Annotated in this window: 22 protein-coding genes; 10 read left to right on the forward strand and 12 right to left on the reverse strand. The window is 60.3% G+C overall.

Annotation, left to right across the window (positions count from 1 at the left end; translation table 11 throughout):
• Nucleotide 1: 1 nt before the first annotated feature.
• On the reverse strand, nucleotides 2–1,117 hold the full coding sequence (gene bamC / locus HU765_RS17335) for an outer membrane protein assembly factor BamC (RefSeq protein ID WP_186621909.1): 1,116 nt from the start codon (nucleotides 1,115–1,117) through the stop codon (nucleotides 2–4).
• A gap of 17 nt (nucleotides 1,118–1,134) precedes the next feature.
• On the reverse strand, nucleotides 1,135–2,013 hold the full coding sequence (gene dapA, locus HU765_RS17340) for a 4-hydroxy-tetrahydrodipicolinate synthase (protein WP_186621911.1): 879 nt from the start codon (nucleotides 2,011–2,013) through the stop codon (nucleotides 1,135–1,137).
• A 327-nt stretch (nucleotides 2,014–2,340) separates the two neighbouring features.
• Here dapA and HU765_RS17345 point away from each other — a divergent pair, with 327 nt between their 5' ends.
• A complete protein-coding gene (locus tag HU765_RS17345; RefSeq protein ID WP_007958014.1) occupies nucleotides 2,341–2,901 on the forward strand; it encodes a glycine cleavage system protein R in 561 nt (186 codons plus the stop codon).
• A gap of 10 nt (nucleotides 2,902–2,911) precedes the next feature.
• The gene (locus HU765_RS17350) at nucleotides 2,912–3,385 is read left to right on the forward strand and encodes a peroxiredoxin (protein ID WP_186621913.1); all 474 of its coding nucleotides are present in this window, start codon (nucleotides 2,912–2,914) and stop codon (nucleotides 3,383–3,385) included.
• Between the two features lie 119 nt (nucleotides 3,386–3,504).
• Here HU765_RS17350 and HU765_RS17355 read toward each other — a convergent pair whose 3' ends face one another.
• Together HU765_RS17355 and HU765_RS17360 are read right to left on the reverse strand one after the other, a co-directional pair.
• On the reverse strand, nucleotides 3,505–4,575 hold the full coding sequence (locus tag HU765_RS17355; protein WP_186621915.1) for an AI-2E family transporter: 1,071 nt from the start codon (nucleotides 4,573–4,575) through the stop codon (nucleotides 3,505–3,507).
• A 32-nt stretch (nucleotides 4,576–4,607) separates the two neighbouring features.
• A complete protein-coding gene (locus HU765_RS17360) occupies nucleotides 4,608–4,847 on the reverse strand; it encodes a sulfurtransferase TusA family protein (protein WP_186548874.1) in 240 nt (79 codons plus the stop codon).
• Nucleotides 4,848–4,945: 98 nt separating this feature from the next.
• On the opposite strand from HU765_RS17360, the gene HU765_RS17365 reads away from it, so the two are divergent.
• Nucleotides 4,946–6,379: a M48 family metalloprotease gene (locus HU765_RS17365; RefSeq protein WP_186621917.1), complete on the forward strand. Its 1,434-nt coding sequence runs from the start codon at nucleotides 4,946–4,948 to the stop codon at nucleotides 6,377–6,379.
• An 81-nt stretch (nucleotides 6,380–6,460) separates the two neighbouring features.
• Here HU765_RS17365 and HU765_RS17370 read toward each other — a convergent pair whose 3' ends face one another.
• The 4 genes from HU765_RS17370 to rpoE all read right to left on the reverse strand — a co-directional run bounded on the left by HU765_RS17370 (nucleotide 6,461) and on the right by rpoE (nucleotide 10,273).
• Complete coding sequence (locus HU765_RS17370; RefSeq protein WP_186621918.1) at nucleotides 6,461–7,891, reverse strand: DegQ family serine endoprotease; 1,431 nt, start codon at nucleotides 7,889–7,891, stop codon at nucleotides 6,461–6,463.
• A gap of 208 nt (nucleotides 7,892–8,099) precedes the next feature.
• Nucleotides 8,100–9,065: a MucB/RseB C-terminal domain-containing protein gene (locus HU765_RS17375; protein WP_186621919.1), complete on the reverse strand. Its 966-nt coding sequence runs from the start codon at nucleotides 9,063–9,065 to the stop codon at nucleotides 8,100–8,102.
• A gap of 8 nt (nucleotides 9,066–9,073) precedes the next feature.
• Nucleotides 9,074–9,661: an RseA family anti-sigma factor gene (locus HU765_RS17380; protein ID WP_186548882.1), complete on the reverse strand. Its 588-nt coding sequence runs from the start codon at nucleotides 9,659–9,661 to the stop codon at nucleotides 9,074–9,076.
• Nucleotides 9,662–9,691: 30 nt separating this feature from the next.
• Nucleotides 9,692–10,273, reverse strand: a complete 582-nt coding sequence (gene rpoE, locus HU765_RS17385) for an RNA polymerase sigma factor RpoE (protein WP_003172477.1) — start codon at nucleotides 10,271–10,273, stop codon at nucleotides 9,692–9,694.
• 557 nt (nucleotides 10,274–10,830) lie between these two features.
• On the opposite strand from rpoE, the gene nadB reads away from it, so the two are divergent.
• On the forward strand, nucleotides 10,831–12,447 hold the full coding sequence (gene nadB / locus HU765_RS17390) for an L-aspartate oxidase (protein ID WP_186621920.1): 1,617 nt from the start codon (nucleotides 10,831–10,833) through the stop codon (nucleotides 12,445–12,447).
• Here nadB and HU765_RS17395 read toward each other — a convergent pair.
• Nucleotides 12,416–12,868: a protein YgfX gene (locus HU765_RS17395; RefSeq protein ID WP_186621921.1), complete on the reverse strand. Its 453-nt coding sequence runs from the start codon at nucleotides 12,866–12,868 to the stop codon at nucleotides 12,416–12,418. The genes nadB and HU765_RS17395 overlap by 32 nt on opposite strands.
• Nucleotides 12,852–13,106, reverse strand: coding sequence for a succinate dehydrogenase assembly factor 2 (locus HU765_RS17400; RefSeq protein ID WP_186621922.1), 255 nt, complete (start codon nucleotides 13,104–13,106; stop codon nucleotides 12,852–12,854). The genes HU765_RS17395 and HU765_RS17400 overlap by 17 nt, the downstream gene beginning before the upstream one ends.
• A 150-nt stretch (nucleotides 13,107–13,256) precedes the next feature.
• Here HU765_RS17400 and HU765_RS17405 point away from each other — a divergent pair, with 150 nt between their 5' ends.
• Nucleotides 13,257–14,198, forward strand: a complete 942-nt coding sequence (locus HU765_RS17405; RefSeq protein ID WP_186621923.1) for a folate-binding protein YgfZ — start codon at nucleotides 13,257–13,259, stop codon at nucleotides 14,196–14,198.
• Nucleotides 14,199–14,232: 34 nt separating this feature from the next.
• Nucleotides 14,233–15,054 carry an HDOD domain-containing protein gene (locus HU765_RS17410; protein ID WP_186621925.1) on the forward strand — a complete coding sequence of 274 codons (822 nt, stop codon included), beginning with the start codon at nucleotides 14,233–14,235 and terminating at the stop codon, nucleotides 15,052–15,054.
• 175 nt (nucleotides 15,055–15,229) lie between these two features.
• Here HU765_RS17410 and HU765_RS17415 read toward each other — a convergent pair whose 3' ends face one another.
• The gene (locus HU765_RS17415) at nucleotides 15,230–16,615 is read right to left on the reverse strand and encodes a sensor histidine kinase (RefSeq protein ID WP_186621927.1); all 1,386 of its coding nucleotides are present in this window, start codon (nucleotides 16,613–16,615) and stop codon (nucleotides 15,230–15,232) included.
• Nucleotides 16,608–17,279 carry a response regulator gene (locus tag HU765_RS17420; protein WP_186548897.1) on the reverse strand — a complete coding sequence of 224 codons (672 nt, stop codon included), beginning with the start codon at nucleotides 17,277–17,279 and terminating at the stop codon, nucleotides 16,608–16,610. Before HU765_RS17420 ends, HU765_RS17415 begins: the two co-directional genes overlap by 8 nt.
• 448 nt (nucleotides 17,280–17,727) lie before the next feature.
• Here HU765_RS17420 and HU765_RS17425 point away from each other — a divergent pair, with 448 nt between their 5' ends.
• From HU765_RS17425 to HU765_RS17440, 4 genes are read left to right on the forward strand one after another with little or no spacing between them, the layout of a single operon-like run.
• Nucleotides 17,728–18,705 (forward strand): tripartite tricarboxylate transporter substrate binding protein, encoded by a 978-nt coding sequence (locus HU765_RS17425; protein ID WP_186548899.1) that lies wholly within the window; start codon nucleotides 17,728–17,730, stop codon nucleotides 18,703–18,705.
• Between the two features lie 56 nt (nucleotides 18,706–18,761).
• Nucleotides 18,762–19,220, forward strand: coding sequence for a tripartite tricarboxylate transporter TctB family protein (locus tag HU765_RS17430; protein WP_186548901.1), 459 nt, complete (start codon nucleotides 18,762–18,764; stop codon nucleotides 19,218–19,220).
• Nucleotide 19,221: 1 nt separating this feature from the next.
• Nucleotides 19,222–20,736: a tripartite tricarboxylate transporter permease gene (locus tag HU765_RS17435; protein WP_186548904.1), complete on the forward strand. Its 1,515-nt coding sequence runs from the start codon at nucleotides 19,222–19,224 to the stop codon at nucleotides 20,734–20,736.
• Nucleotides 20,729–21,763, forward strand: coding sequence for an AbrB family transcriptional regulator (locus HU765_RS17440; RefSeq protein WP_186548906.1), 1,035 nt, complete (start codon nucleotides 20,729–20,731; stop codon nucleotides 21,761–21,763). Before HU765_RS17435 ends, HU765_RS17440 begins: the two co-directional genes overlap by 8 nt.
• The last annotated feature ends 71 nt before the right edge of the window (nucleotides 21,764–21,834 follow it).

Consider the following 21,834-nt stretch of genomic DNA (forward strand, 5'->3'; position numbering starts at 1 on the left):
ATCAGCCCAGGTTGTCCTGAATCACGCTCAACACTTTACGGGCAACGTCAGCCGGCGCCACGGTGTTGATGTTTTTCTCGACGGTCACCTGAATGTTCTCGCCGACCTTGCTCAGGCGCACCTGATAGCGCTCGGCGCGGGCTTCGACTTCTTCCTTGCTCGGCGCGCTGCCGAACAGGCTGCTGAAGAACCCAGGCTTGTCGTCTTTCTTCTCGGCTTTTTCGGCCAGGTTGATGTAGTACAGGCCCAGGCTGCGGTTGATGTCTTCAACGCGCCATTCGCCTTGTTCCAGCGCGCGACCGACGCTTGACCAGGCACGGTCCAGATCGGTGCCGACGTTCAACACCGGGTTGCCACTGCCGTCTTCGCTGAGGCTGACACGGCTCGGCGCGTCGAAATCACGCGATGCCAGCATCGACACCGAACCGCCCTTCTCGGAAGTACGGCTCATGCTCGCAAGCATGTCGTCGACCAGGGCAGCGTCCAGGCCGGTATTGACCGAACGGTTGGTGAACGCGACGTCGGCTGTGCTGCCGGCAGGACGCTCGGCACTGACCACGTAGATTTCACTGGTGTTGCGCTGCACGCCCGGTTCGATGCGCACGCGCACACGGGTTTCGCTGTCGCTGGCGATGCCGGCGGCGCTCAAGCGCTTGGCCATGGACGCCGACAGTTCATCGGAGTGCTGCCAGGTGGTGGTGAATTCGCCGGTCTGTGGGCGCTGTTCATCCAGGCGGAAACCGTTGTCCTGGAAGAACTGCACCGCCACAGGCCAGACTTCGGCCGGTGGATGCTGGGCGACGACCCAACGCGAGTCACCGCTCTTTTGCAGCGAGTAATCGCTGGCATCGGCAACAGCGGACAACGGCTGCGGACGCGGCACGATGTATTCGCCCTTGGCGGTGTCGTCGGCGACGTTACGCGGGATCGGCAACAGCGGATCCAGACGCTTGGAGGTGCTGACATCCGGTGGCAGTTGCATCGGTGCAGTCTGTTGCGCTTGCAGGTAATCGCTACCACGGTCGCGGAAATAACCTTCCGGACCCCAGATCCATCCGCAGCCACTGGTGCTGGAGATAATCAAGGCAAGTGCGGAAAGTCCGGCCATTCGCTTCATGCGTTGTACTTCCTCAATTAAACCAGGACGCTGCACTGGCGCAGGGCCGTGCGAAGCGTTTCATGACAAGGTGTGCTCAGCCAGGTCAGTGGCAGGCGGATGCCTTCGTGCATCAGGCCCATCTCGACCAGCGCCCACTTCACCGGAATCGGGTTGGCTTCGATGAACAGATCTTTGTGCAACGGCATCAGTTTTTCATTGATGGCCCGTGCGGTGTCGGCGTCGCCCTTGAGCGCGGCTTCACACAGGTCGGCCATTTCACGCGGTGCGACGTTGGCGGTCACCGAGATGTTGCCTTTGCCGCCCAGCAGGATCAGCTCGACAGCGGTCGGATCATCGCCGGACAGCACGATGAAATCCTCGCTCACACCCTCGATGATCGCTTTGGCTCGCTTCAGGTCGCCGGTCGCTTCCTTGATGCCGATGATGTTCGGCACGGTGGACAGGCGAATCACGGTCTCGGCCTGCATGTCGCAAGACGTGCGGCCCGGAACGTTGTAGAGAATCTGCGGAATGTCGACCGCTTCGGCGATGTGCTTGAAGTGCTGGTACAAGCCTTCCTGAGTCGGCTTGTTGTAATAAGGAACCACCAGCAGGCAGGCATCGGCACCGGCTTCCTTGGCATTGCGGGTCAGCTCGACGGCTTCGCGGGTCGAGTTGGCGCCCGTGCCGGCGATGACCGGAATACGCCCGGCGACCTGTTTGACCACGGCTTTGATGACGGCAATGTGTTCATCTACATCAAGGGTTGCCGACTCGCCGGTGGTGCCGACGGCGACAATGGCATGGGTGCCGCTCTTGAGGTGGAAGTCCACGAGTTTGCTGAGGCTGTCCCAGTCCAGACGCCCTTGTGCATCCATGGGAGTGACCAGTGCCACCATACTGCCCGCAATCATGAAACCGCTCCTGCCGGAAAAAGAGAGCGGTAATGGTACTGGCGCCAAGATGCTTGCACAAGCGAAGTACTGCGCTGCCGCCATTCCCCTTGGCGCCGCTTTTCGCTACCCTTCAGACTTTGATCGGTACTGATCAGCTTGTACGCCGGGTTCCAGCCTCCCTTTTCGGCCTCCCAGACCCCGTTCCTGCGTCGCCTCGACGCGCTCCCGCCACCGTGGAGCGAACCGCGAGCGCTTGCCGGGACTGACGGAACGGCACGCTCAGGCACTTCCCCGACGGACAACGCGCGTAAACCTACCGACCGCTCATCGCTTTAGGAATGCTGCATGTCCACCCCCACAGTTCGCGAACAATTCCTTGTCATCAGTGCCCTCGGCGCCAACCCCATGGAGCTGACCAACGTCCTGTGCCGCGCCAGCCATGAAAACCGCTGCGCCGTAGTCACGTCACGCCTGACCCGCCACGGCGAGTGCAGCGCTCTGGTACTGGAAGTCTCCGGTAGCTGGGACGCCCTGGCTCGCCTGGAAGGCAGCCTGCCGGTACTCGCCAAGCGTCACGCCTTCACCGTCAACGTGGTGCGCAGCGCGGCGCTGGAGAATCGTCCGCAGGCCCTGCCCTACGTGGCTTACGTCAGCTCGGCCTATCGCCCGGACATCATCAATGAGCTGTGCCAGTTCTTCATGGATCACAACGTCGAACTGGAAAACCTGACCTGCGATACGTATCAGGCGCCACAGACCGGCGGCACCATGCTCAACGCCACATTCACCGTGACCCTGCCGGCCGGCACCCAGATCAGCTGGCTGCGCGATCAGTTCCTCGATTTCGCCGATGCGATGAATCTGGATGCGCTGATCGAGCCTTGGCGCCCACAAAACCCAATGTAAGGAAGCTTTAATGGCCGTTGTCATCGACCAGCCGGTTGCGGATTTCGAAGCGCCTGCCACCAGCGGGCAAACCGTCAGCCTGTCTGCCTTGAAGGGCAAGCAAGTGGTGATCTATTTCTACCCCAAGGACAGCACGCCGGGCTGCACTACCGAAGGCCAGGGCTTTCGGGATCAATATGCGGCGTTCAAGGCTGCCAATACTGAAGTCTTCGGCATCTCTCGCGATAGTTTGAAGTCGCACGAAAACTTCAAAGGCAAACAGGAATTCCCGTTCGAGCTGATCAGCGACAAGGACGAGGCGGTATGCCAGCTGTTCGACGTGATCAAGCTGAAGAAGCTCTATGGCAAGGAATACCTGGGTGTGGATCGCAGCACTTTCCTGATCGACAAGAACGGTGTGCTGCGTCAGGAATGGCGCGGCGTGAAGGTGCCGGGGCATGTTGATGCCGTGCTGGCTGCCGCTCAGGCTCTGAATAAAGCCTGAGTTTTTGCGTCGTTTGCACGGACGCCTTCGCGAGCAGGCTCGCTCCCACAGTTAATTGCATTTCAATGGTGGGAGCGAGCCTGCTCGCGAATAGCTTCTCTACAAATTCCAGATCACCGCTACAACAACGGCGCCACCACCGGCTCCTTGCGCGGCCACGCATCGAGCACAGCCTTGAACAGCGTCGCCAACGGAATCGCAAAGAACACGCCCCAAAATCCCCACAGCCCGCCGAACAACAGCACTGCGCAGATGATCGCCACCGGGTGCAAATTGACCGCTTCGGAAAACAGCAATGGCACCAGCACGTTGCCATCCAGCGTCTGAATGATTCCGTAGACCGCCATCAGGTAGATGAACTGATCGCTCCAGCCCCACTGGAACAAGGCAATCAGCATGACCGGCACGGTCACGACCACGGCACCGACATACGGCACCACCACGGACAATCCGACCAGCAACGCCAGCAGCGCCGCATAGTTCAGGCCCAAGGCGATGAAGGCGATATAAGTCACGCCGCCGCAGATCACGATTTCGATGCCTTTGCCCCGAATGTAATTGGCGATCTGCCGGTTCATTTCCTGGGCGACCCGAGTGATCAGCGCGCGCTCGCGAGGCAGATAACCGCGCACCCACTCACCGATCATTGCGCGATCCTTGAGGAAGAAGAACACCAGAATCGGCACCAGCACCAGATAGATCATGATGTTCACCAGCAACGGCAGGCTCGACAGCGAGAACGTCAGCGCCCACTGCCCGAACTTGCCGATCTCCCCCCGCGCCGCTTCGATGGCTTGCAACACCTGCTCGTCAGACACCAGATGCGGATAGCGCTCTGGCAGCAAGAGCAGCAGCGACTGCCACTTGGCGAGCATCCCCGGCAGTTCGTTGAACAGCGTGATCAACTGATGCCACAGCAACGGCAGCACCACGACGATAAACAGCATCAGCACGCCCATGAACAGCGCAAACACCAACCCCACCGCCACGCCGCCGGGCACACGCATGCGCTCCAGCGTGACCACCAGACCTTGCATCAGATAGGCCAGCACCATCCCCGCCAGCACGGGCGCGAGCATGCCGCCAAGGGTGAGCACGGCGGTGAAGGCAAGAACCAGCAGCACCGCCAGCACCACCGCTTCTTCATCGGAGAAATAACGCTGAATCCAGTCGCGTAACACTTTGAACATCAATAATCCCTTCGGTTTTTAACGCGGTCGCTTCAGGCTTTTTTCAACCAGTAACGGTAGACGCCAGCGTCGTCTTCTTCACGCAGCAGCGCATGACCGGCCAGTTTGGCAAAGGTACGGAAGTCACGCTGCGAGCCAGCATCCGTGGCGATCACCTTGAGCACAGCGCCGCTCTGCAGTTTATTGAGTTCCATTTTTGCCTTGAGCAGCGGCAACGGACAATTCAGGCCACTGGCGTCCAGTTCTACGTCATGGGCTACAGCGTCAGTCATTGCGGCACTCCGTTCAGGTCATTCGGGCCACCTAGAATATCTGGTCGCAGCTTCGGTGTCCGGCTACAGTAAGGTCTTTGTCTTCTAAGGCTTTGTGCATGACTTTTCTGCGCCCTACCCTGCTGACGCTCGCTTGCCTGCTCGCCTCACCGGGCTTTGCCGACGATCTGCCGTCACTTGGCGACGCCAGTTCTGCCATTGTCTCGCCACAACAGGAATATCAGCTCGGGCGCGCCTGGCTGGCCATGTTGCGCAGCCAGGTTTCCCAGCTCAATGATCCACAGCTCAAGGACTATGTCGAATCCAGCGTTTACAAGCTGGTGGAGACCAGCCAGGTCACTGACCGACGCCTTGAATTCATCCTCATCAACAGTCCGCAACTCAACGCCTTCGCTGCCCCCGGCGGGGTTGTCGGGGTCAACGGCGGTCTGTTCCTCAACGCGCAGACCGAGGGCGAATACGCCTCGGTACTGGCCCACGAACTGGCTCACTTGTCGCAGCGCCACTTCGCCCGTGGCGTTGAAGCCTCGCAGCGCATGCAGGTGCCGATGATGGCCGCGCTGCTGGCCGGGATCGTCATTGCCGCAGCCGGCGGCGGCGACGCAGGAATTGCCACCATCGCCGGTACCCAGGCAGCGGCGATCCAGTCGCAACGGACCTTCTCGCGCCAGAATGAACAGGAAGCCGATCGCATTGGCATTCTTAACCTGGAAAAGGCCGGTTACGACCCGCGCTCGATGCCGACCATGTTCGAACGCCTGATGCGCCAGTATCGTTTCGACGCCAAGCCGCCGGAGTTCCTGTTGACTCACCCGGTCACCGAGTCGCGGATTGCCGACACCCGCAACCGTGCCGAGCAGGCCAAACCGGGCGGTATCGAGGACTCCAAGCGCTATCAGTTGATCCGCGCACGCGTACAGTTGATCTACGAAGAAACCCCGGGCCTGGGCGCCAAGCGCTTCCGCGCGCAACTGGATGAGCACCCGCAAAACGACGTCGCTCGCTACGGCCTGGCGATCGCACAGATCAAGGGCGGCCAATTGAATGAAGCACGGGAGAATCTCAAACAGCTGCTGGCCAAATCACCGAATGAAATCATCTACAACCTTGCGCAGATCGATCTGGACATCACCAATAATCGCCTGCCCGATGCCCAGTCACGGGTTGAACGCATGCTCACGCAGTTTCCGGGCAACTATCCGCTGAATCAGGTGCGCGTCGATTTGTTGCTGAAACAGAATCGTGCCGCCGAGGCCGAGAAGGCTCTGGACAGTTTGCTCAAGTCACGTCCGGATGATCCGGACGTCTGGTATCAGGTGGCCGAAACCCGTGGTTTGTCGGGCAACATCATCGGCCTGCATCAGGCGCGTGCCGAATACTTCGCGCTGGTCGGCGATTACCGTCAGGCCATTCAGCAACTGGACTTCGCCAAGCGCAAGGCGGGTAACAACTTCCCGCTGTCTTCGCGAATCGACGCGCGCCAGCGGGAGTTGATGGAGCAGGAACGCATGATCAAGGACATGATGGGCTGAAGATTTTCTGCGTCAGACAAAAGCTGCAAGCACAAAAAAACCGCCTCTTTCGAGGCGGTTTCTTTTTACCTTGCCGCCGGCTTATTCCGCCAGTTTGAAGGTAATGAAGCTGGCGCGACCCTGACGCAGAACGCGCATCGACACCGAACGGTTCTTCGGCAACGCCTTGGCGATGTCGGTGAACTCCTTGGCCGAACCGATCGCCTGATTGTTCAGGTGAGTGATCACATCACCCGGCTGCAGACCGATCAAGGCCGCAGGTCCGTCCTGCACTTCTTTGATCACCACCCCGCCTTTGAGGTCGTAGGCTTTCTTTTGCTCGGCGGTCAGCTCACCTACCGCCACACCGAGACGGTTGCTGCTGCTTTCAGCGCCAGACTTCGCCAACGCGTCCAGCTCCTTGTCCTCGTCAGGGATAGCGCCCACCGTCAGTTCGACGTTTTTGCGCTTGCCCTCACGAATCACTTCCAGGTTGGCTTTGGCGCCAGCCTTCAAGGCACCGACCAGATGCGGCAAGTCAGCGGACATGACGATCGGCTGGCCGTTCATGCTCAGAATCACGTCGCCCACTTGCAGGCCACCCTTGGCTGCCGGGCCGTCATCCTGAATCTGCGCAACCAGTGCGCCGGCCGGTTTATCCAGGCCAAACGATTCCGCCAGATCCTTGTTCACTTCCTGAATCACCACGCCCAACCAACCACGACTGACTTTTCCGCCGCTCTTCAGTTGGTTGGAAACGTCCATCGCCACATCGATCGGGATGGCGAACGACACGCCCATGAAACCGCCGGAGCGGGTGTAAATCTGCGAGTTGATCCCGACCACTTCACCGTTGAGGTTGAACAGCGGGCCACCGGAGTTACCCGGGTTGATCGGCACGTCAGTCTGGATGAACGGCACATAGTTTTCGTTCGGCAGGCTACGGCCCACGGCGCTGACAATGCCCTGGGTCACGGTGTGGTCGAAACCGAATGGCGAACCGATCGCTACTACCCACTGGCCGGCCTTGAGGTCCTGGGATTTGCCGAGCTTGAGCACCGGCAAGTCCTTGCCTTCGATTTTCAGCAGCGCCACGTCGGAGCGTGGATCGGTGCCGATCAGCTTGGCTTTCATTTCGCTGCGATCAGCCAGACGTACGAGGATTTCGTCGGCATCGGCAATCACATGGTTATTGGTGAGGATGTAGCCATCCGGAGAAATGATGAAGCCCGAGCCCAGCGATTGCGCTTCACGCTGTCGACCATCACGCGGCGAACGTTGCTGAGGCGGCATACCGCGCTCGAAGAACTCGCGCAGCATCGGTGGCAGACCTTCCAGGTCCGGCATTTGCTGATTCACTCGGCGGTCCGGCAGTTTCTGCGTGGTACTGATGTTTACCACCGCTGGCGAGGCTTGTTCGACCAGCTGGGTGAAATCAGGCAGATCGGCCGCTTGCGCAGCAGGGACCGCCTGACCGAGCAGCAGCACGGTGGCGAAGATGGAAAGATAAGACTTCAAACTAGGTATCGACATACAGCTCCCGTTACGACGAGCAGGGTTAAGCGATATGGAGCAAGGGAACACCGGAAACCACTGACCGGCATTTTTGTTCCGGGAACAACAAACAAGGCCAGAGCCGTGAGGCTCTGACCTATAAAAAATTTTCAGGTGATTTGCAAATGAAAATGCTCAGCAAACATTTCTACGTCTCGACGACGAAGTGGGAATGACTGAAATCAGCTCACTGCTTGCTGGTCGCAGCGCCATCATTGTTGCGCATCGACAAGGCGATTCGCTCAGCGGTGCCAATCGGGATTTCCCCCACCACCGTGACCATCATTTCGCCTTGCGGTGTGGTCAGGCGACGGGAGACGGCAACGGTCGGCCCCAACTGCGTGCGGGTATCGGTGACCGTCGCGCCGTTCAAAGGCTCCAGGAACACCGAGAAACGCGCCAGACCATCGTCATACATCAGGCTGTTGACCTGAGTCTTGGTTTGCGGATCTTTGTGCGAGGTGCTGCTGCTGAGTTCGAAACCCGGTGGCAGCCAGTCCGAGCGCCAGACCTGCGCCGTTTTCACCGCAGACGCCTTGTTGTTGTCGAGGGTAATCGGCTTGCAATCGGCGTCAGCGAGCAAGTCTTTATCCGACGGAACTTCATCAGTGTCCAGGCTGGTGAACTGGAAGCGTTCGAGCAACTGGCCCTTGTCGTTCAGCAACAACGACTTGAGGGGCAGGCCGGTTCGCTTGTCCAGATGCAATTCGAAACCGTAACGGTGTTGGTCGCGAGGCGTCAGCGATACGATTACCGCATCCCGCCCGGCCACGCGCGACTTGCCAATGACAGCAAGGTCATACCAGTTTTTCAGCTTTTGGGGATCGAGGGAACGAGCGGTCGAATTGGGTGAATCTCCAAGACCCGCAATCAGGGTTCCGCTGACGCATTGAGTATGTCCGTCAATGCGTACAACTTCCTGAGCCGAACCGTCGAGCTGTAGCAAACGCTCGCGGACCTGACCATTCTGGACGCGATGCCAGATGTTATGGGTGGAAAAACTACCGTTGCGCTCGTAAACGAAAGTGCCGTGGAAGCTTTGCTTCTGCTCGGCCTGGCCCAGACGGGTCAACCAATCCTGGGCGTCATCGGCATGGGCTGGAACGATGAACCAGCCACTCAGCAGAAGCGAAAGTACAGGTATGGCGCGCATGATCCTCCTTAACGGTTTTCCAGGCTTGCCGCACGTGCGTAAGGCAGCGCGCTTTCAGTCCCTTTCAGCGCAGCCTGTTGCGCATGCTGGCGCAGATAGCCTGGCAGACGCTGATCGTGCCAGCCTGGCTGACCTTGCAGTACGCCGTTGGCCATAGGACCGGTGGCTTCAGAACTCTCACTATAGCCTGCCAATACAGCCGGACCCTTGACTTGTGGAGTAGCCAGGGTGGTCTGACTGCTTTGCTGAGCCAGTTCGACGCCGGCGATTTCGTCCTGGTTGTACAGGCGAACACCGGCCAGAACGGCAACGGTCACCGAGGCGGCTACAGCCAGACGACCCAGGTTGCGCCATGGGCTGCGGGAAACTTTGGCCGGTGCCGTTTCGTCTTCCAGCGCAGCAGACACTGCCGCAGCGATATCCAGACGCGGAAGCAGCAGATCCTTGTGCATGGCTGCCCGAGCAATCTGGTAACGAGCCCAGGTCTCACGGGTTTCAACATCATCCAGTGCGTTGAGCACTCGACGCAATTCCAGTTCGTCCGCTTCGTTATCCATCACTGCGGACAGCGATTCCTGCAGGGCTTCACGACTCATGGCGTTCCTCTCTTGGCTGTCGCCGCTGTCTCAGTTTTCCTGCAACAAAGGTTGCAGGGCTTTATCGATGGCCTCCCGAGCGCGGAAAATCCGGGAGCGCACGGTACCCACCGGACACTGCATGACGCTCGCAATGTCCTCGTAACTCAGACCATCGAATTCACGTAAAGTTAAAGCCGTACGCAAATCCTCTGGCAGTTGCTGGATGGTTCGATGGACGGTGCCTTCGATCTCATCCCGCAGCAGTGCTCGTTCCGGTGATTCGAGATCCTTGAGGCCATGATCGCCGTCGTAGAACTCTGCATCCTCTGAACTTACATCGCTATCCGGCGGCCGGCGGCCGCGTGAAACCAGGTAATTCTTCGCCGTGTTAATGGCAATACGGTACAGCCACGTATAAAACGCACTGTCGCCGCGAAAGTTTCCAAGTGCTCGATACGCCTTGATAAAGGCTTCCTGAGCAACGTCCTGGGCTTCATGGGTGTCGTGCACAAAACGCACGATCAACCCGAGAATTTTGTGCTGATATTTCAGCACCAGCAGATCGAAAGCTCGCTTGTCGCCACGCTGAACGCGTTCGACCAGCTGCTGATCCTCTTCCTGGGTTAGCATGAACACTCCTCGATAAGCCCGGAGGAGACTTGCATTACTAAACGACCAGACTTGCAAACATAGACTCGGGCTTTTCGCAAAAGTTCTCCCCCTCCAAGCAAGTTTCCTGCGGGCTCTGATTTGGCACGCACGAAAAACGCAGCGCGGGATAAACCGGCTGCGCGAATAATCTTGTCATCGGTTTCGCCGGCAGGAATCCAACCGCAGATTCCGCATTGAAGCCGACACTGTCCCTGGTTTCTGGCACCGTCTATTGATCTTGGGCCTTTGGCAAAAGTTCCAATTATTTATAGACGTCCCACCGGACATTGAACGACCTTGAACCGAAAAACCGTGTTTCAGCGCCGATACAGCGGTCTTTACGCAAAGCTGCGGAAAAAACCTTCCGACGAAGCAAGCGGTTTTTTTCGTCACAGTAGTTTCACAATGCCATATGGGCCCGGCTATTGTGCCGCCCAACCCCTCTATATACTAGTGGGCTGTGTGGCTGTCTTGACTCGCCGATCCAGCTGTCTTGCGCCAACCCCGACCCGGGTCGCTTTGAGCGGAATCCTGAAATGAGCCAACAGTTCCAACACGATGTTCTGGTCATTGGCAGCGGTGCTGCCGGTTTAAGTCTCGCGCTGACCCTGCCCGGCCACCTGCGCATTGCCGTGCTGAGTAAAGGTGATCTCGCCAACGGTTCGACGTTCTGGGCGCAGGGCGGTGTCGCCGCCGTGCTTGACGATACAGATACTGTCGAATCCCACGTCGACGACACGCTGAATGCCGGCGGTGGACTGTGCCATGAAGATGCCGTGCGCTTCACCGTTGAGCACAGCCGCGAAGCGATTCAGTGGCTGATCGACCAAGGCGTACCGTTCACGCGAGACGAACAGTCCGGCACCGAAGACGGCGGTTTCGAGTTTCACCTGACCCGCGAAGGCGGCCACAGCCATCGGCGCATCATCCACGCCGCCGACGCCACGGGCGCCGCTATCTTCAAGACTCTGCTGGCCCAGGCAAAAGAGCGTTCGAACATCGAACTGCTGGAACAGCGTGTCGCCGTCGACCTGATCACCGCGCGCCGCTTGGGACTGGAAGGCGATCGCTGCCTCGGCGCCTATGTGTTGAACCGCGCCACCGGCGAAGTCGACACCTACGGCGCACGTTTCGTGATTCTCGCCTCGGGCGGTGCCGCCAAGGTCTACCTCTATACCAGCAATCCCGACGGTGCCTGCGGCGACGGCATTGCCATGGCCTGGCGCTCGGGCTGCCGGGTGGCGAATCTGGAATTCAACCAGTTTCACCCGACCTGCCTGTATCACCCACAGGCCAAGAGTTTTCTGATCACCGAAGCCCTGCGCGGCGAAGGCGCACATCTGAAACTGCCCAATGGCGAGCGCTTCATGTCGCGCTTTGATCCGCGCGCCGAACTGGCACCCCGGGACATCGTCGCCCGCGCCATTGACCATGAAATGAAGCGTCTGGGGGTCGACTGCGTCTACCTCGACATCAGTCACAAGCCCGAATCGTTCGTCAAAAGCCACTTCCCCACTGTTTATGAGCGCTGCCTGGGCTTCGGCATCGATATCACCCAACAACCGATCCCGGTGGTGCCCGCCGCGCATTACACCTGCGGCGGCGTGATGGTCGATCAACACGGCCGCACCGACGTGCCGGGGCTGTATGCGATTGGCGAAACCAGCTTCACCGGCCTGCACGGCGCCAACCGCATGGCCAGCAATTCGCTGCTGGAATGTTTCGTCTATGCGCGGTCGGCGGCGGCGGACATTCTTGCGCAACTGGACGAGGTCGCAGCGCCAAGCGCGCTTCCTGCCTGGGACGCCAGCCAAGTGACGGATTCCGACGAAGACGTGATCATTGCGCACAACTGGGATGAATTACGGCGTTTCATGTGGGACTACGTCGGTATCGTGCGCACCAATAAGCGCCTGCAACGAGCCCAGCACCGTGTGCGCCTGCTGCTCGACGAGATCGACGAGTTCTACAGCAATTACAAGGTCAGTCGTGACCTGATCGAGTTGCGCAACCTGGCGCAAGTTGCCGAACTGATGATCCGCTCCGCCATGGAGCGCAAGGAAAGTCGCGGCCTGCATTACACTCTCGACTACCCGAACCTGCTGCCCGAGGCCCTCGACACTATTCTGGTGCCGCCCACCTACGTCGGCTGAACTTGAGCCGCACTCGCAGGCGGCGGTGAATATCCGCCGCCTGCGAGTCCCGCGGCACGCAGATCGATCTGACCCGCCACTCCCCACGCAGACGAAAGCGCAACACCACGATCAGCGGCAGCGCCAGACTGTCCGGGCGCAGTTGCACCGCTTGCCAGCCATTGGCTTGATTCCACAATTGCCAGCCGTCGGCGTCACGACGCAACCCGCAGAAAGCTTTCGGATGACTCAGCAAAATCTGCCTGGGCAGCACCCAAACGCCATGCAGCACACAGCCGAACGCCGCGAGCAGACTGGCCCAGAGCGGAAGCGCCAGCAGAAACACAGAACCCAGGGCGAACGCCTGGGCCAGCAGATACGCCGCCAGCAACTGCCGTGAGGCATGCCAGCGACATTCGAACGTATTACTTGGGCTGGACACGGTCCAGAATCATCCGGACCATGCGTTGCAGTTCGGGATCGTCCGATTCGCTGCGCTCCATGAACCAGCCGAACATGTCCTGGTCCTCGCACTCGAGCAGGCGAACATACAGATCACGGTCCACCTGATTCAGCGTGGCGTAGACCTCCTGCACAAACGGCACCAGCAACACGTCAAGCTCAAGCATGCCGCGACGGCTGTGCCAAAAGAGGCGATTCAGTTCAACTTGTTCGACCATGAGGCCCTCCTCGAAATTGGCGGCAAGTATACAGCCCCGAGACAGGCCGCACAGTCGGCTTTGGTCGGGCACCCTTGATCCTTTATCAACTACCCATTTCAACAACGCGCCCTTATGATGTGCCCCAGTCTATTTACCCTGCGATGACCCATGGCCGATTCTGCTTTTTTCTGCACCCTGTCTCATGAAGGCGTACTCGCGGTTCGCGGCGCGGACGCCGGAAAATTCCTGCAAGGCCAGTTGACCTGCAATATCAATTACCTGAGTGACACCCGCGCCAGCCTCGGCGCCCGCTGCACGCAGAAAGGCCGGATGCAGTCCAGCTTCCGCATTCTGCTCGAGGGTGACGGGTTGGTTCTGGCGATGGCCAGCGAATTGCTCGAACCGCAACTGGCTGACCTGAAAAAGTACGCGGTGTTCTCCAAATCGAAACTGACCGATGAAAGCGCCGCCTGGGTGCGCTTCGGCGTGGAGCATGGCGACGCAGTCCTGACCGGTATCGGTCTGGAACTGCCCGCCGAAACCGACAGCGTCGTGCGCAACGACGGCCTGATCGCGATTCGCGTCTCGCCCGAGCGCGCTGAACTCTGGGTGCCCGCCGCTCAGGCGCAAAGCGTCAAAGGCCAACTGTCCGCAGCACTGCCTGAAGGCGAGCTGAATCAATGGCTGCTGGGCCAGATCCGCGCCGGTATCGGCCAGGTCATGCCGAGCACGCGCGAACTGTTCATCCCGCAAATGCTCAACCTGCAAGCGGTTGGCGGTGTGAGTTTCAAGAAAGGCTGCTACACCGGCCAGGAAATCGTCGCGCGCATGCAGTACCTGGGCAAACTCAAGCGCCGTCTGTATCGCTTGAGCCTGGACAGCGCCGAGCTGCCCGAGCCGGGCACGCCTCTGTTCGCGCCGAGCCATAACAGCTCGATCGGTGAAGTGGTCCTTGCGGCCAGTGCCGCAGGAAACATTGAACTCCTGGCAGTGTTGCAGGCCGAAGCTGCCGAAGCCGGCGATTTGCATCTGGGCGCCCTCGAAGGCCCCGCGTTGCGCGTGCTCGACCTGCCTTACGAACTGGATCGCGACCGCGAAATCCAGCGTTGATCGCAGCATTGTTGCAACACCCTAGAGAGTCTAAATGAGCGAACTGGCGGAAAAGGTCCAACAGGATTTGGTTGAGGCCATCGATAACGATGACCTGGTTCTGCCCACGCTGCCGGAAGTGGCACTGCAAATTCGAAAGGCGGCCGAGGATCCGGAAATCAGCGTCAGCGACCTGAGCAAAGTGATCGGTCGTGACACGGCGCTGTCTGCGCGCCTGATCAAAGTGGTCAACAGTCCGTTGCTGCGCGCCGCGCAGGAAGTCACCGACCTGCACACCGCCATCACTCGACTGGGCATCAATTACAGCAGCAACCTGGCGATCGGCCTCGTGATGGAGCAGATTTTCAACGCTCGCTCCGAAGTGGTAGAACAGAAGATGCGCGACGTCTGGCGCAGCAGCCTGGAGATCGCCGGCGTCAGCTATGCGCTGTGTCGTCGTCACACCCAGCTCAAGCCCGATCAAGCGGCGCTCGGCGGGCTGGTGCATCAGATTGGTGTGCTGCCGATTCTGACGTACGCCGAAGACCACAACGAACTGCTTTCGGATGCGGTCAGCCTCACCCATGTGATCGAGCAGATTCATCCATTGCTGGGTGAAAAGCTGTTGCGGGTCTGGGAGTTTCCCGAACGTCTGGTGCAACTGCCGTTGCTCTATCAGAACTTCGAGCGCGACTCGGCGAGCATTGATTACGTGGATGTCGTGCAGGTCGCGAGTCTGTATTGCCACAAGGACAGCGACCATCCGTTTGCGCGGATTGACCCGTTGAGTGTTCCGGCATTCAGGAAGTTGCGGATCGATCCGGAGAACAAGCAATTGTGCGCGGACCTGGAAGAATCGCGGACGATGTTTTACTGACCTGTGGCGAGGGGATTTATCCCCGTTGGGTTGCGAAGCGACCCTAAACTCTGCGATCCGGGTTTTACCAGACAGATTGCGATTGCTGAACCGCGACTGCTGCGCAGCCGAGCGGGGATAAATCCCCTCGCCACAAAATTACTACCCGGGAATAAATCCCCTCGCCACAAATGTATTACCCGGCAATAAAACTCACCCGCACCTTCAACCCCGCCCGCTCGCCATCATGCAACGTGATTTGTGCCAGATGCGCCCGGCAGATCTCGCCGACAATCGCCAGCCCCAGGCCTGATCCCGCCACTTGCTGATTACGCCGGTAAAACCGTTCGAACACCCGGTCGCGCTCTTCCAGCGGGATCCCCGGTCCGTCATCTTCGACCTCAAGCACCGCCGGCGCCGTCACGCGCAATATCACATTGCCGCCCGATGGTGTGTGCGCCAGCGCATTATCCACAAGATTGCTCAGCAGCTCATTGAGCAGGGTCGGCTCGCCGCGCAGCCACACGGGTTCGTCGGCCTCCAGTGCCAGCGCCACGCCACGCTTGTGCGCAAGCGGTGCCATGGCCATGCCCAGTTCCCGGGCCAACTGACTCAGATCAAGCAACTGCGCGCCGCCCTCGGCAATTGCCCGGGCGCCGTTTTCGACACGGGCCAGCGATAGCAACTGATTGGCCAGATGCGTCAGGCGATCGGTGCTTTGCGCCGAAGATTCCAGGGTTGTGCGCCAGATCTCCGGCTCACTGGAGCGCAGGCCCAGCTCCAGCCGCGCTTTCAATGCCGCCAACGGCGTGCGTAATTCGTGGGCGGCATCAGCAATGAACTGCGCCTGCCGCTCGAACTGACCGCGCAGGCGTTCGGTGAAATGGTTGAGCGCCCGTACCAAAGGTCCCAATTCATGCTGCACTTCTACCAGTGGCAGCGGCCGCAGATCATCCGGCTGACGCTCTTCCACCGCGGTACGCAAGCGCTCCAGCGGGCGCAACGCCGCACTCACCGCGAACCACACCAGCAACAACGCGCCCACGGCCAGCATGCCCAGACGCAGCAAAGTATCCGCCGCCAGACTGCGCGCCATGCTCACCCGCGCTTCGTCGGTTTCGGCGACGCGGATCTCCGCCATGCCGTTCATGTTCGGTTCGGTCACGGCTTTGAGCAGGCTGACCACGCGCACGTTCTGGCCGTTGTACTTGGCGTTGTAAAAGCGTGCCAGTGCTGGATAGCTGTCGGTGCGGGGCGTGCCGGGTGGCGGGCCGGGGAGGTTTTCGTAGCCGGAAATCAGCTTTTGATGGATGTCGTTGACCTGGTAATAAATGCGCCCGGCGCTGTCATAGGCGAAGGTGTCCAGCGCCACGTAAGGCACGTCGGCGCTGAGGCTGCCGTCGCGTTGCGACAATCCGGCAGCAATGGTGCGCGCCGAGGCCAGCAGCGTGCGGTCATAGGCGGTATCGGCAGCTTCGCGACCGTTCCAGTAAGCACTCAAGCCACTGGCGAGCATCAGCAATACCAGCAACCATCCGAGGTTCCACAGCAAACGCCAGCGCAGACTGCTGGGCTTATGCATCGCGGCTTTCCAGCAGATAACCGAGGCCACGGAAGGTCACGATGGCCACGGGATGGCCGTCGAGTTTCTTACGTAAGCGGTGCACGTAGATTTCGATGGCGTCGGGGCTGGCCTCTTCGTCAAGACCGAAAACCTGCGCGGCCAGTTGCTCCTTGCTCATCACCCGCCCCGGCCGAGCGATCAACGCTTCGAGCACGGCCTGTTCGCGCGAAGTCAGCGTGAGCAGTTCTTCGCCCAGGGTGAAGCGCCGGGTGTCGAGGTCATAGGCCAGCACGCCACAGCGCTGCTGACGCTCACCGCCCAGGACACTGCGGCGCAACAGGGCTTTGACCCGCGCTTCCAGCTCCGTCAGTTCGAACGGCTTGGCCAGGTAATCATCAGCGCCGAGATTAAGGCCGTGCACCCGATCCTTCACATCGCTGCGCGCGGTCAGCATCAGCACCGGCAGGTTCTTGCCGCGCGCACGCAGGCGCGCCAGCACCTCGAAACCATCCATGCGCGGCAGGCCGACATCGAGGATCGCCACGGCGTATTCCTCACTGCCCAACGCCAGGTCGGCGGCCACGCCGTCGTGCAACACATCCACGGTCAGACCGGTGCTCTTGAGCGCCTGCGCGACACTTTCGGCCAGTTGCAGATGGTCTTCGACGAGCAGGACACGCATGGATTTTTACCTCGTTCTGGGATGGCCAACGCCACGCTTTGCCGCGGAGTTTACAGCCGCAACCGCCGCTGTGAAGCCCGAAAACCGTGAAAGTCGGCTGAAAGGTTAGCGAAAGGTTAGCCCGTTAGAGTCGGTTTACGGACAGTTTCGACTGCCGTCGCTGCTGCCACACAGCGCACGAAGAACGCCACGAAGCGTTTTCGACCAATAAGAACAATAAACGGAGCACACCCGCATGCCGTCCATGCAACCCAGGGCTATCACACAGGCCCACCCTCCCCGCTACAACCCCGCCCTGGCCGATATTTGCGTGCCGGGCCACGCCGATTTCCCTTCCGATATACCCGTCAATGCGCCCGCGCTGCGAAAACCTGCGCCTGTTGCTGAGCCAAGCGTTGCCCTTTGGTAATTCTGCACGTCCATAACAACAACTCCCAAGGAGACTCAGATGAACTTATCACTGCGTAAAGTTGCTCTCGCCGCTGGCGCGATGTTATTCGCCGGCCAACTCATGGCCGAACCGAAACGCCCGGAATGTATCGCGCCGGCCTCCCCGGGCGGCGGTTTCGACCTGACCTGCAAACTGGTGCAGAGCGCACTGGTCAATCAGAAATTGCTGACCAAACCGATGCGCGTGACCTACATGCCCGGCGGCGTCGGCGCAGTGGCCTACAACGCCGTGGTCGCGCAGCGTCCGGCCGATGCCGGCACGCTGGTCGCCTGGTCGAGCGGTTCGCTGTTGAACCTGGCTCAGGGCAAGTTCGGCCGTTTCGATGAAACCAACGTGCGCTGGCTCGCGGCCGTCGGCACCAGCTATGGCGCCATCGCCGTTAAAAGCGATTCACCTTACAAGACCCTCGACGATCTCGTTCAGGCCCTGAAGAAAGATCCAGGCTCGGTAGTCATCGGTTCCGGCGGCACCGTCGGCAGCCAGGACTGGATGCAGACTGCACTCATCGCCAAGGCCGCCGGGATCAATCCGCGCGAGCTGCGTTACGTGGCGCTCGAAGGTGGCGGTGAAATCGCCACCGCCCTGCTCGGCGGCCATATCCAGGTCGGCAGTACCGACATCTCCGACTCCATGCCGCACATCCAGAGCGGTGATATGCGTCTGCTGGCGGTGTTCGCCGACAAGCGTCTCGACGAGCCGGAAATGAAGGACATCCCGACCGCTCGCGAACAGGGCTACGACATCGTCTGGCCGGTGGTGCGCGGCTTCTACCTCGGGCCAAAAGTCAGCGACGAAGACTACGCCTGGTGGAAAGACGCGTTCGACAAACTGTTGGCCTCCGACGAATTCGCCACCCTGCGCGATCAGCGTGAACTGTTTCCGTTCGCCATGACCGGGCCGGAACTGGACACCTACGTGAAGAAGCAAGTCGCGGACTACAAAGTGCTGGCCAAAGAGTTCGGCCTGATCCAGTGATCGTCTCTGTCTAGCGGCTGCGTCCCCGGTTCCGGGGACGCGGCACAGGAGCTCCCATGCTTATTCAACGTATTTTCGCCTCAGTGCTGCTACTGGTGTGTGCCGGCCTGGCGCTGATGGCGTGGCCGTACCAGGCGGCTTTTTCCTACGAACCGGTCGGCCCTCGCGCCTTCCCGCTGTTGATGCTCGGCCTGATGGGCGCGGCCCTGTTGTACATGGTGTTCCGCCCGGCGCCGATCAAACACAGCGACGACGAGCCGCCGCTGGATCGTGAAACCCTGACCAAGATCGCGATCTGTGTCGCGTTGTTGCTGGTGTTTGCCGGCACCTTCGAACCCCTTGGCTTCATCGTCGCCAGCATCATTACCGGTGTGCCGATGGCCCGTCTGTACGGCGGCCGCTGGCTACCGAGTGTAGTGATCATCAGCCTGATGGCGATTGGTCTCTATCTGCTGTTCGATCGCTTGATGGATGTTCCGCTGCCCCTCGGCCTGCTCAGCGTCCTGGAGAACTGATATGGATACCCTTGGCTATTTGGGTCAGGGCTTCGGCGTTGCGCTGAGCCCGTACAACCTGGTCACCGCACTGTGCGGCACCCTGATCGGCACCGTCGTCGGCCTGCTGCCGGGCCTCGGCCCGATCAACGGCGTGGCATTGCTGATTCCCATCGCGTTTGCCCTCGGTCTGCCACCCGAGTCGGCGCTGATCCTGCTCGCGGCGGTCTACCTGGGCTGCGAATACGGCGGACGCATCAGCTCGATCCTGCTGAACATTCCGGGTGAAGCATCCACCGTAATGACCACCCTCGACGGCTACCCGATGGCCCGCAAAGGCCTGGCCGGTGTCGCGCTGTCCCTGTCGGCGTGGAGTTCGTTCATCGGTGCGTTTATCGCCACTTGCGGCATGGTGCTGTTTGCGCCGCTGCTGGCGAAATGGGCGATCGCCTTCGGACCTGCGGAATACTTCGTGTTGATGGTGTTCGCGATTGTCTGTCTCGGCGGCATGGCCGGCGATCGTCCGCTGAAAACCTTTATCGCAGCGCTGATCGGTCTGTTCCTTTCTACCGTCGGCATCGATGCCAACAGCGGTGTGTACCGTTTCACTGGCGACAACATCCATCTGACCGACGGCATCCAGTTCGTCGTGCTGGTGCTGGGCCTGTTCTCGATCAGCGAAATTCTGCTGCTGCTGGAAAAAACCCACCACGGCCAGGAAGCGGTGAAAGCCACCGGCCGTATGATGTTCAACTTCAAGGAGGCGGCGTCGGTCTTCGTGGTCAACGTCCGTTGCGGCGTGCTCGGTTTCATCATGGGCGTACTGCCGGGTGCCGGCGCAACGCTCGCCAGTGCCGTGGCCTATATGACCGAGAAGCGCATCGCCGGCGCCAGCGGTAAATTCGGTGAAGGCGACCCCCGCGGGCTCGCCGCGCCGGAAACCGCTATCGGCGGCGCGGCGTGCGGCGCACTGGTGCCGATGCTGACCCTCGGCGTTCCGGGTTCAGGCACCACCGCGGTGATGATTGGCGCGCTGTCGCTGTACAACATCACCCCGGGTCCACTGCTGTTTCAACAGCAACCGGACATTGTCTGGGGCCTGATCGCTTCGTTGTTCATCGCCAACGTCATGCTGGTGATCCTCAACATTCCAATGATCCGCGTGTTCACCCGCATCCTCGCCGTGCCGAACTGGGCACTGGTGCCGGTCATCGCGATCATCACCGGGATCGGCGTTTATGCGGTTCACGCCACCACCTTCGACCTGTTCCTGATGATTGGTATCGGCATCTTCGGTTACATCCTGCGCAAGCTGGACTTCCCGCTGTCGCCGCTGCTGCTGGGCTTCATCCTCGGCGGCCTGATGGAACAAAATCTGCGTCGCGCCCTGTCGATTTCCAATGGCGCTCTGGAGATTCTCTGGTCGAGTCCGATCACCTTCGGTTGCTGGATACTGACGGCGATCATGCTGTTGATGCCGATAATTCGTATCTGGCGCAAACGTTCGGCTGCGCGTCGCGTCATCGCGGATGTCTGATCGCCTCTCCCTGAAAGCCTGGTGGGGCACCCCGCTGGTCGGTCTGCTGGGCGGCTACATCGCCAGCCAGATCGGCTGGCCGCTACCGTGGATGGTCGGCTCGTTGCTGGCGATCATCCTGGTGCGCTGCCTGACGCCCTGGCAACTTGCCGAAATCCCAGGCGGCCGCAAGTGCGGCCAGTGGATCGTCGGTATCGGCATTGGCCTGCATTTCACCCCGCAAGTGATGGAGCAGGTGCTTAGTCATTTCGGTTTGATTTTCTTCGGTGCGTTGGTCACCAGCCTGTCGGCAGTGGTCGGCGTGTGGCTGATGCGCCGCACCGGCGAGGACCGCGCCACGGCGTTCTTTTCGAGCATGCCCGGTGGTTCCGGGGAGATGGTCAACCTCGGCGCGCGCAACGGCGCTCTGCTTAGCCATGTGGCGGCGGGGCAAAGTTTGCGCGTGCTGGTGGTGGTTTTGTGCGTGCCGGCGGCCTTCAAGTATCTGCTCGGTGACGGCACGCCGATGTCCCATGCCGGCAGCGTCGATTGGCGCTGGCTGGCGCTTCTGTTTCCTGCGGGCGCCCTGCTCGCCTGGCTCTGGCAACGTCTGCGCCAACCCAACCCGTGGCTGTTCGGACCGCTGCTGGTAAGTGCGGCGGTGAGCATCGGCTGGGATCTGCACATTGGCTTGCCCGACGGCGGTAGCCAGATCGGCCAATGGCTGATCGGCAGTGGCCTGGGTTGTCACTTCAACCGGCAGTTCTTCCGGCGCGCGCCGTCCTTTATGGGACGGACGCTGATCGGTACGGCGCTGACCATGCTGATCGCCACACTGGCGGCATTGGGCTTGAGTGCCCTGACCCATCTGGATTTGCGTTCGCTGACGCTGGGCATGATGCCCGGCGGAATTGCCGAAATGAGCCTGACGGCGGAAACCCTGCAATTGTCGGTGCCACTGGTGACGGCGATGCAGGTGATGCGGCTGTTGTTTGTGCTGTTTCTGGCGGAGCCGTTGTTCAAGTATTGGAACCGCAATCCAGAGTAGGTCTGAAGACCGAGTTGCCCCCTATCGCGAGCAGGCTCACTCCTACATTGGAATGCATTTCCCTGTAGGAG

This window comes from Pseudomonas sp. SWRI81 (assembly GCF_014268545.1).
Lineage (GTDB): Bacteria > Pseudomonadota > Gammaproteobacteria > Pseudomonadales > Pseudomonadaceae > Aquipseudomonas > Aquipseudomonas hamedanensis.

Bases quoted from the DNA above. Each gene is read 5' to 3' on its own strand.
- HU765_RS17350 (WP_186621913.1), top strand. From the start codon at position 2,912: ATGGCCGTTGTCATCGACCAGCCGGTTGCGGATTTCGAAGCGCCTGCC.
- dapA (WP_186621911.1), bottom strand. From the start codon at position 2,013: ATGATTGCGGGCAGTATGGTGGCACTGGTCACTCCCATGGATGCACAA.
- HU765_RS17410 (WP_186621925.1), top strand. From the start codon at position 14,233: ATGAGCGAACTGGCGGAAAAGGTCCAACAGGATTTGGTTGAGGCCATC.
- HU765_RS17440 (WP_186548906.1), top strand. From the start codon at position 20,729: ATGTCTGATCGCCTCTCCCTGAAAGCCTGGTGGGGCACCCCGCTGGTC.
- HU765_RS17430 (WP_186548901.1), top strand. From the start codon at position 18,762: ATGCTTATTCAACGTATTTTCGCCTCAGTGCTGCTACTGGTGTGTGCC.
- HU765_RS17400 (WP_186621922.1), bottom strand. From the start codon at position 13,106: ATGGTCGAACAAGTTGAACTGAATCGCCTCTTTTGGCACAGCCGTCGC.
- HU765_RS17365 (WP_186621917.1), top strand. From the start codon at position 4,946: ATGACTTTTCTGCGCCCTACCCTGCTGACGCTCGCTTGCCTGCTCGCC.
- HU765_RS17415 (WP_186621927.1), bottom strand. From the start codon at position 16,615: ATGCATAAGCCCAGCAGTCTGCGCTGGCGTTTGCTGTGGAACCTCGGA.
- HU765_RS17420 (WP_186548897.1), bottom strand. From the start codon at position 17,279: ATGCGTGTCCTGCTCGTCGAAGACCATCTGCAACTGGCCGAAAGTGTC.
- bamC (WP_186621909.1), bottom strand. From the start codon at position 1,117: ATGAAGCGAATGGCCGGACTTTCCGCACTTGCCTTGATTATCTCCAGC.
- HU765_RS17360 (WP_186548874.1), bottom strand. From the start codon at position 4,847: ATGACTGACGCTGTAGCCCATGACGTAGAACTGGACGCCAGTGGCCTG.
- HU765_RS17355 (WP_186621915.1), bottom strand. From the start codon at position 4,575: ATGTTCAAAGTGTTACGCGACTGGATTCAGCGTTATTTCTCCGATGAA.
- HU765_RS17405 (WP_186621923.1), top strand. From the start codon at position 13,257: ATGGCCGATTCTGCTTTTTTCTGCACCCTGTCTCATGAAGGCGTACTC.
- HU765_RS17375 (WP_186621919.1), bottom strand. From the start codon at position 9,065: ATGCGCGCCATACCTGTACTTTCGCTTCTGCTGAGTGGCTGGTTCATC.
- HU765_RS17370 (WP_186621918.1), bottom strand. From the start codon at position 7,891: ATGTCGATACCTAGTTTGAAGTCTTATCTTTCCATCTTCGCCACCGTG.
- HU765_RS17435 (WP_186548904.1), top strand. From the start codon at position 19,222: ATGGATACCCTTGGCTATTTGGGTCAGGGCTTCGGCGTTGCGCTGAGC.
- nadB (WP_186621920.1), top strand. From the start codon at position 10,831: ATGAGCCAACAGTTCCAACACGATGTTCTGGTCATTGGCAGCGGTGCT.
- HU765_RS17380 (WP_186548882.1), bottom strand. From the start codon at position 9,661: ATGAGTCGTGAAGCCCTGCAGGAATCGCTGTCCGCAGTGATGGATAAC.
- HU765_RS17345 (WP_007958014.1), top strand. From the start codon at position 2,341: ATGTCCACCCCCACAGTTCGCGAACAATTCCTTGTCATCAGTGCCCTC.
- rpoE (WP_003172477.1), bottom strand. From the start codon at position 10,273: ATGCTAACCCAGGAAGAGGATCAGCAGCTGGTCGAACGCGTTCAGCGT.
- HU765_RS17425 (WP_186548899.1), top strand. From the start codon at position 17,728: ATGAACTTATCACTGCGTAAAGTTGCTCTCGCCGCTGGCGCGATGTTA.